Raw genomic sequence first — 7581 nt, forward strand, 5'->3', positions numbered from 1 at the left:
ACCACGCCGGTCAACCCTCCCAATCCACACATCCCTAAGTGTAGCTGAGATGCGCGGCGATGCAACGGTTTTCTTGCCCCCCCGCAAGAAAACCAAAATATCTTGGGAATCGGGCTCGAAATCCCTCGCCGGTGACTAGCTTTGGGCCGAATTGGGCTCCCGAGCAGCCCGACTCCGGCCAACAGACTCAGCACGGCCTGCAAACGTGGTCCGAATGCGCCACGTGGCACACTTCGGGTTTGATGTCGAACGACTCGTTGACCTTCTCCGGCGGCACCAAGTCGCGGTGGTGCGGCTTGTGACCCGACTGCCCACCACGCTTCTTGCCGGTGGGACGTTTCGGCAGCGCACGCTTGACCGACGGCGGGTCGGACGAGGACGGATTCGAGGAGTTGGAGGAATTCTGGTTCAGACGCGTCTTGAGTTCGGCAGCCTCGCGCTTGGAGATGTGCGTGCAAAAGCGGGTTCTCCCGCACTTTTGATGATTAAGCGTTATTCAGGAACCGGGCTCGCAGTAAATCAAAGCTCGCCCTCCCATACATCTGTCGTTTGACCATTTTCAGACGATTGACCTGACCTTCCGCCTGGCCATTACTCCATCGCTGCTTTTACAGCCTCTTCATCTCGTTTTAAACTCTTTCCGAAACGACGAATATCAATGGGAGCATTTTCAGAACAGGCTCGTTCCAACCAATTGTCCCAACCGGCACTGTTTTGCTGCTGAATGAATGTTTGAAATTCATGAATCAATTTTGTGGCTTGAAAAATCATCGGTGTCCGCAAAAGTTCTATCACCAGTTTTTTCTCGTTACGCGCCAGTTCATCGGTGGGTTTCCAAAGTAGCCAGGAAAGACACATTGAAGAGGGCTGTGGCACTGACTGCCCATTATGTAGTATTCTTTTTCCATCTCCCGAAGTTTGCAGATTCTTTCTCCAGAACGCAACCTTTCGATTCACGACGGAATAAGAACCTTCGAATCCCAGCGCTTTCAACCGTTTCCACAAAACGGTTGCCCTGGTCACTCCTGCATCCCACATTGATTTCAATTCATCCAGGTAAGGATCAAGACAACTTGTCCCGGATCGTTTTGCCCGTTCTGGAAAAGTGTCAGCGCTTAAATAGCGTCGCACAGTTCTCCGACCGGCTCGAAGCTGACTGGCGATTTTACGAATGGACATCCCACTCTGATGAAGTTCACAAATCTGTTCATACATCATCCGTTATTTATTGCGACTGATATTCTCAGTGTTGGGGGTAGTGGAAGAATTGCTGGGTTGCATAGAATCAAGTGGCTGATTTGAGGATAACTGAGATTCACGCTCAGCAAGCAGTTTGACACTCTCACGAACTTGCTTCTGATGGCGGTCAATGACTTTTTGTAAAGTTTCGCGGGCATTTTTTAACAGATGCCAGCGGTCTGCGACCTGGATTGCCTGTGGAGCGCCTTGAGCCGCTCCTTTGGCATATTCTCCCCCACGATCACGGCTGATAATTTCCACTCCAGGATGTGAAACCAACCAGCCTGCCAGGGTATTTGAAGTACGGTCTGGAAATAAATCAATGACCTGACGTTTTTCCAGATCACACAAAATCGTTCCATAGCGTTGTCCACGTCGCATGGCCCAGTCGTCTACTCCCAACACCCGAACGGATGAGTCATCTGGTCGGGAACTGGCACGAATCCGTCTTAGAAGAGTTTCCGCACTGCAGGGCATTCCTAAAAATCTGGAGAGCTGTTTTCCCGGCTCTCCCCCAGCAGTAACCCTATCTGTTGCTGGACCTTAGAAAGTCGGATAGTTGTTCTCGCATGAGGCTGAATCAAATCAGTGAAACGTTCTGTAAAGATTTTGCGTTTGCAGCTTTGATTAATACAGACGAATCGTCGGACCTGGAGAATGAGCTGTGTCTTTTGACCAAAGCAAGGGAGGTCACCCGGCAAATGCGTGTATCGACTGTGGATACGGTGAGAATTTTGTTGGCATTCAGGGCAACAATCCTGTGAATTGACCGCTTGAAGGTAAATCAGTAAATGATTTTCATCTTGGACCATCCGTTGAATTTTCAATCCATGAATTTTGGGGAACACAATGAAATCAGACATCCTTACTACTCCGTTATTCAGGAACAAACCCCCGAATTATACGGATTATCAGACTCTCAGATCATCAAAAGTGCGGGAGAACCGCAAAAGGGGACCACTTGCGCGTTGAAAGTGGCCCCACCTGGAATTGAAATGTTCAGTGGGTGGAACACTGAGGTTTTTTGCAGAACAGAACGTTCTGCGTTACACACAACATAGATAACAAGCGGTTTTTACTTCGCTTTTGACCGGGATGGTCTCAGCTTGGCACCATTATTTACTGCAAGCGACGAATCCTCGTATCCATGTCGCTCAAGGCGAACGGTTTATTCCAATCGTACTGGCTTGACCTGTCGAGCCATTTTAAGAACCGCATCAGTGTCCCAAGGTAGTTTCAGGCAGACTTCGCAGTCATCGGCTCTTTTGTTCCAATCTTGCACGGTCGACGCCTCTAGTAGGCGATCAATTCGCTGACGGCATCAGCGTCGAGCTTTGTTAGCAGGATGTCCGCGTAATGTTTGCAGAGATTCTTGGTTTGCCGAACCTGTGTTCGGCCCCATGGCGTAATCTGCTCGGTCTCAGGCCGGAAGTATTCCTTGTCGAGAAACTTCTGGTAGCTAGTGTCTGATCCGAAAGTGTTTTGGTTCGTAAATAATAGCGTGAAATTGTGAGAACGCTCCTCGAAGATGAGGCATTGATTCGTATTACTTGTTGAAAAGACCAGTAAAACGGGATCAACAAATTCAATCTTCGAGGAGCCAAGGATGAGAAAATCATACTCGAATCAGCTGCGACTGGACAGCGTTCCGATCGAACAGGTAGAGTTAAATCTGGAATCACGGGACCGCATCGTTCCCATTCTTCGCGCACTGCAGTTCCTGTATTTGGACCGCAGGCTTGTCGATGAAATACTGCAGTGGATCGCCGACGATGTCAACAGCGATAGTCGCACCGACACAGGTCGAACGGGGATGGAATACTGGCATATCTGTGTGCTGGCAGCCGTGCGACTGGGCTGCAACTTCACCTATGATCAGCTGCAGGATCTTGCTGAAAATCACCGCAAGCTGCGCGCCATCATGGGAGTCGGCGACTGAGATGACAGGCCCTTCAAATGGCGAACCATCCGCAACAACATTCGACTCCTGCAACCGGAGACCATTGCACGCATCAACCAGGCCATCGTCAGTGCAGGACACGCGTTTGATCCCGCTGCCATCGAAAAGGTGCGGGCCGATTCGTTCGTGATGGAAACGAACATTCATTATCCTACGGAAAGCAGTTTGCTGTACGACGGGCTGCGGAAAATCATTCCTCAGTGCGTGAGGCTGGCCGAAGCACACGGCGTGGACGGATGGCGTCAGTATGCTCACCTCTTGAAAAAAATCAAACAACTCAATCGAGACATCAATCGCATTGCGACAAAGAAAGGTCCCCTCTACAAAACGCGACTCCAGCCGCTTTACCGCGAACTCCTGCAGAAAGCGGCCGTCTTGACGCAGCGTGCGCGCGACCTCTGCCTGGTCACGGGTCAGCGGCTGCCGGAGATCGCCGACCTGTTCGGGCCGAACACTCTGCAGGCGTTGATCGTACGCACAGAGCAAGTCGCGGACACGACCCGGCGACGTATCATCCACGGCGAAACAGTTGCCAACAGCGACAAGCTCTTCAGTATTTTCGAGCCGCATACTCAGCTTTACAAACGTGGCAAGGCCGGTCAGCCGATACAGTTTGGTCGTCAGGTTCTGGTATTCGAAGATGCGGCTGGCTTCATTGTGCGCGCCGTTTTGATGAAACGCGATGAAGGCGACAAACAAGTGGCAGTCCGTGAGACGAAGTCTTTTCAAAATGACTTTCAAAACCGCGTGAAGCGTCTGTCATTCGACCGTGGATTTCATTCTCCCGACAACCAGAGGGAACTCGCCGAGCTTGTCGATCACCTGTGTCTTCCCAGAACCGGCGTCAAGCAGTCGGCGGTTCAACAGACCGATGACGAGTTTCGATCATCTCAGCAGAATCATTCGGGAGTGGAATCAATGATCGGAGCGTTGCAGAGCGGGAACGCGATGTCGCGACCGTTCGGAGATCGGTTTTGAACGCTACCTGCAACTGGGCATTCTGGGGCGAAACCTGCACACGCTCGGTCGGATGCTCATCGCCCGGGAGAATCAAAACGCGGCCGCCGCTCACAGTCGCCGCAAAGCGGCCTGAGACAGTCGCGATCAATACGAGAGAGGGAAACCAGGGAAGAACGTACGCGCGGCATTGTCTGATGAAGTCGAAATCCCCGCCAAAATCATCCGAACGCAGCAAGCGGAGATCCGATAGCAACAATCTCCACGATCCACTACCACCGCGTTACCACGTAAAATTCCGTACGAACCCACTTTCGGGACACCCACTAGCTATCAGAGAATCGATTGAATAGTTTTCTAATTCAATGAATAGTTTCTGAAGCTATTTGTAGCAGCGTCTGTTCGACGAATGTCTGCAAAATCTTTTCTTGCTCAAGTCGAGCATTATTTTGCAGACAGTATTCAAAAGCTATTACTTCGCTCTCTGTCAAGTTGCAGGCATGGGATGCATTGTTCCATTCCTACTGACGATCTCAGTTTCATGGCTGAGCAGAGTCTTTTGATCCATCATGATGTTCTGTACCTGTGGGAAGAAATTCCGCAATTGAGACAAAACTAGAAACCCGTCCACGTCTATGCCCCCCAGTAAAGTATATGATTCTCTTTCAGCCAGGACAGATTTTCCAGACGACTGCCAGCATTCCCATCGCCACGGATTGCAATTCCACGTTCAAGCGGTGGTGAAATATACGTGCGTATATGCACCCAAGCTATTCGCTGCGCGCTAAGGAGAGCCAAGTCCGCCTGAAGCCATTGATTCCCCCCTCAGCGACTCACCAATCGCCCCCACTTCGGTCACAATTCACACTCGCTAACTCAACAGCAACCGCCGTGCCGAATACTATTGACTGCGTCCTCTTTTGTTGTCCCCTGAGTTATTCGACTGCATGGATAGCCACTTCGGAACCTGACCTGTTTATATGGCTTTGCTCAACTCTTTTATCAGGCGGTTGATCTCAGCCATGGATTTTCGGTGATGTTCAGCCAGATGCTTGTGAGCTTCACGCGTTTTCTGGTGCAGGACATCAAATTCCTGATGCTCGGTGATTAGTGTCTTATGCTCAGAGTTTTCGCCGGTCGCCTCGTGTCGTGCGATCTCGTGCTCGTGATGTTGGACGTGCATCTCATGCCGATTGATTTCCAGGTAGTGATCTTCCAGGACGACATCGTGCTGAAGGATGTAAGCCTGCGCTTGCACAAGTACTGCGAGGGCCTTTTTATGCTCCGCTCTCCAAACGCCGATGTCGTCCAGCCAACTGGCATGTTCGCTCTGCGCCTGACGATGGTCCTGATGCATGGCGAGATGTTCTTGTTCGGTACTCATTACTTTTCTCCCTGGGATTGAAAGTATCGTTCACGGTACATAACACAAACCAGCCGTCACACTGTACGACGGCGTGTAACATTGAGAGTGATTGTGTTGCAGTTTCGTTAACCCTTGTTTTCTATCACTACGATAAGATCACCTCACGACAGAAACGAGTCGATTCCAGTGCGAATCACGCTGACACTGTTCTGCAATGTGGTCTGTTCTTGCTCGCTCAATTGTAACAGCAGCGCCGTGAAAATGCCATCATGACGGGTGAGCAAATGCGAGATTTCCCGCTCCAATACGGCGTTGGCTTTGAGGCGAACGACGTAACGATAGCCTGCTTTCTCCAGCACACGATACAGCGCTGGAATGGCGAACGCCGTATCGCCGTGGAAGAACTTCGGAATGTCCAAATGCCGATACCGTTCGATCACCGGCAGCAGCACCTTCCGCCAGTATTTCGCTGACATGATACTATGACCGCCGTGTCAAGCCTCTTCCCTGAAACGTTATAATGAGTGTTCCAGTTATCCAAGATCTGAACATTCTACAAAGGAGGTAAATCCATGTGGCACATTGGTATCGATCTTCATCGGAGGACGGTTGTCATGTCGGCGGTCAATGATTCTGGAGAAGTTGTCTCTCCTGTGACAATTGAGTGTCTGAACACAAATGCGATTCTCGATTTTCTACAACCACTCAAACCTTTCCGGGCGGTTGTCGAGTCTACTGCGACCTATCGCTGGCTTTATAAATTACTCTCTGAGGAAGGAACCATTCTGTTGGCTCATCCTGCAAAATTACGCTTGATGATTCAACGACGAGCCAAAACAGATCGCCTGGACTGTCAACTCCTGGTGAATCTGTTACGGATTAACCAGATCCCACTCTCCTATATTCCCCCAGACGATTATCAGCAACTGAGAGAAATCACACGCCACCGCGCCGGACTAGCTCGTGACAGAGCTCAGATCAAGATTGGTTTACGCGCATTATTGGCGCGTAATAACCAGGACGCCCCCTATCGAATCCCTTTTGGTCCTCGAGGAATCAAATGGTTCCGGGATCAATCGTTTTCGTCCATTGACAATCTGATCCGTGATGAGCTAATCACTCGGCTTGATCACTTTACAGAGCAAATTAACGTGATCGATCAGCAACTGGAAGAACTACAAGTATCCTTTCCTCAGGTAGAAGCATTACTCAATATTCACGGAATCGGACTGTATACTGCTCTGGTCATTGTCGCCGAACTGGGGGAAGTCGAACGATTTCGCTCTGCAAAACAAGTAGGGGCTTATGCAGGATTGACATCGAAAGTGAATCAATCGGGAGGTCACTGTTATTATGGCTCCATTACCAGGCAAGGACCTCCCTGGTTACGTTGGGTTCTGACCGAAGTAGCGATTCACGTGATTCGGCGCGATGTTCCCTTGAAAAGGTTTTATACCCGAATTCGTAAACGATCTGGAGCCAAGAAAGCCCGGGTTGCTGTAGCTTGCAAACTCGCGGAGATTTCCTGGAAACGATTATTCCGTTGGCAGACTGAGCATTCAGTACAACCGGTTTGAAAGAGAGAAGAGATAATTTACGCGAAAGCAGTGAGTTCGGCCCGCGAAGGGGGCTGGTGAGGAATACTCTGCACCGGTGACGTGAATGGGCGGCTCACTGATTGAATTGTAATCTGCGCGACGGCGTTCAGCCGGACGGCGCGAATGGGTGCCTATATCCGCGTAAATTTAAAATCGAGAAAACAATTGAAACGGAGGCTTGACACGGCGTAAGTCATGGGTGCCGGGATGGGAGTTGCTGAATTACGCCGTCTGAAGCAACTCGAGGAAGAAAATAAAAAACTGAAACAACTTGTAGCCGATCTCAGCCTGGATAAGAAAATGTTGCAGGATGTCGTCCAGGGAAAGGTATGAGGTCTGATCGTCGTCGAACAGTGGTGAAACGGCTGCAGCACGCTTATGAAATCAGTGAACGCCGAGCTTGTCGTGCTTTACGGTTTCCACGTGCCAGCCACCGTTACAAAAGCGTTCGAGACGAGCGG

General features: G+C 50.3%; 7 protein-coding genes and 3 pseudogenes. 3 read left to right on the top strand and 7 right to left on the bottom strand.

What is annotated here, in order from left to right; all coding sequences use genetic code 11:
• Positions 1-226 precede the first annotated feature (226 nt).
• From Pan161_RS31125 to Pan161_RS25675, 4 genes and pseudogenes are all read right to left on the bottom strand, one after another.
• Positions 227-430 (bottom strand): annotated as a pseudogene (locus Pan161_RS31125) (DUF6444 domain-containing protein); the annotation flags it as partial.
• Between the two features lie 161 nt (positions 431-591).
• Positions 592-1218: a helix-turn-helix domain-containing protein gene (locus Pan161_RS31545; RefSeq protein ID WP_145231611.1), complete on the bottom strand. Its 627-nt coding sequence runs from the start codon at positions 1216-1218 to the stop codon at positions 592-594.
• A 3-nt stretch (positions 1219-1221) separates the two neighbouring features.
• Positions 1222-1716, bottom strand: coding sequence for a transposase (locus Pan161_RS25670; RefSeq protein ID WP_145231612.1), 495 nt, complete (start codon positions 1714-1716; stop codon positions 1222-1224).
• A gap of 2 nt (positions 1717-1718) precedes the next feature.
• A complete protein-coding gene (locus Pan161_RS25675; protein WP_145231613.1) occupies positions 1719-2102 on the bottom strand; it encodes a transposase family protein in 384 nt (127 codons plus the stop codon).
• A 743-nt stretch (positions 2103-2845) separates the two neighbouring features.
• Here Pan161_RS25675 and Pan161_RS25680 point away from each other — a divergent pair.
• Positions 2846-4292 (top strand): annotated as a pseudogene (locus tag Pan161_RS25680) (ISNCY family transposase).
• A gap of 351 nt (positions 4293-4643) precedes the next feature.
• On the opposite strand, the gene Pan161_RS31480 reads toward Pan161_RS25680, so the two are convergent.
• From Pan161_RS31480 to Pan161_RS25700, 3 genes are all read right to left on the bottom strand, one after another.
• Positions 4644-4787, bottom strand: a complete 144-nt coding sequence (locus tag Pan161_RS31480) for a Wadjet anti-phage system protein JetD domain-containing protein (RefSeq protein WP_197995524.1) — start codon at positions 4785-4787, stop codon at positions 4644-4646.
• A 345-nt stretch (positions 4788-5132) separates the two neighbouring features.
• Positions 5133-5540 carry a hypothetical protein gene (locus tag Pan161_RS25695; RefSeq protein WP_145228525.1) on the bottom strand — a complete coding sequence of 136 codons (408 nt, stop codon included), beginning with the start codon at positions 5538-5540 and terminating at the stop codon, positions 5133-5135.
• Positions 5541-5683: 143 nt separating this feature from the next.
• On the bottom strand, positions 5684-5998 hold the full coding sequence (locus Pan161_RS25700) for a transposase (protein WP_145231615.1): 315 nt from the start codon (positions 5996-5998) through the stop codon (positions 5684-5686).
• 96 nt (positions 5999-6094) lie between these two features.
• Here Pan161_RS25700 and Pan161_RS25705 point away from each other — a divergent pair, with 96 nt between their 5' ends.
• Both Pan161_RS25705 and Pan161_RS31135 read left to right on the top strand, forming a co-directional pair.
• Entirely contained in the window at positions 6095-7099 is a 1005-nt protein-coding gene (locus Pan161_RS25705) for an IS110 family RNA-guided transposase (protein ID WP_145231590.1), read from the top strand.
• Between the two features lie 225 nt (positions 7100-7324).
• Positions 7325-7581 (top strand): annotated as a pseudogene (locus tag Pan161_RS31135) (IS3 family transposase); the annotation flags it as partial.

The sequence above is a fragment of the Gimesia algae genome, from assembly GCF_007746795.1.
Lineage (GTDB): Bacteria > Planctomycetota > Planctomycetia > Planctomycetales > Planctomycetaceae > Gimesia > Gimesia algae.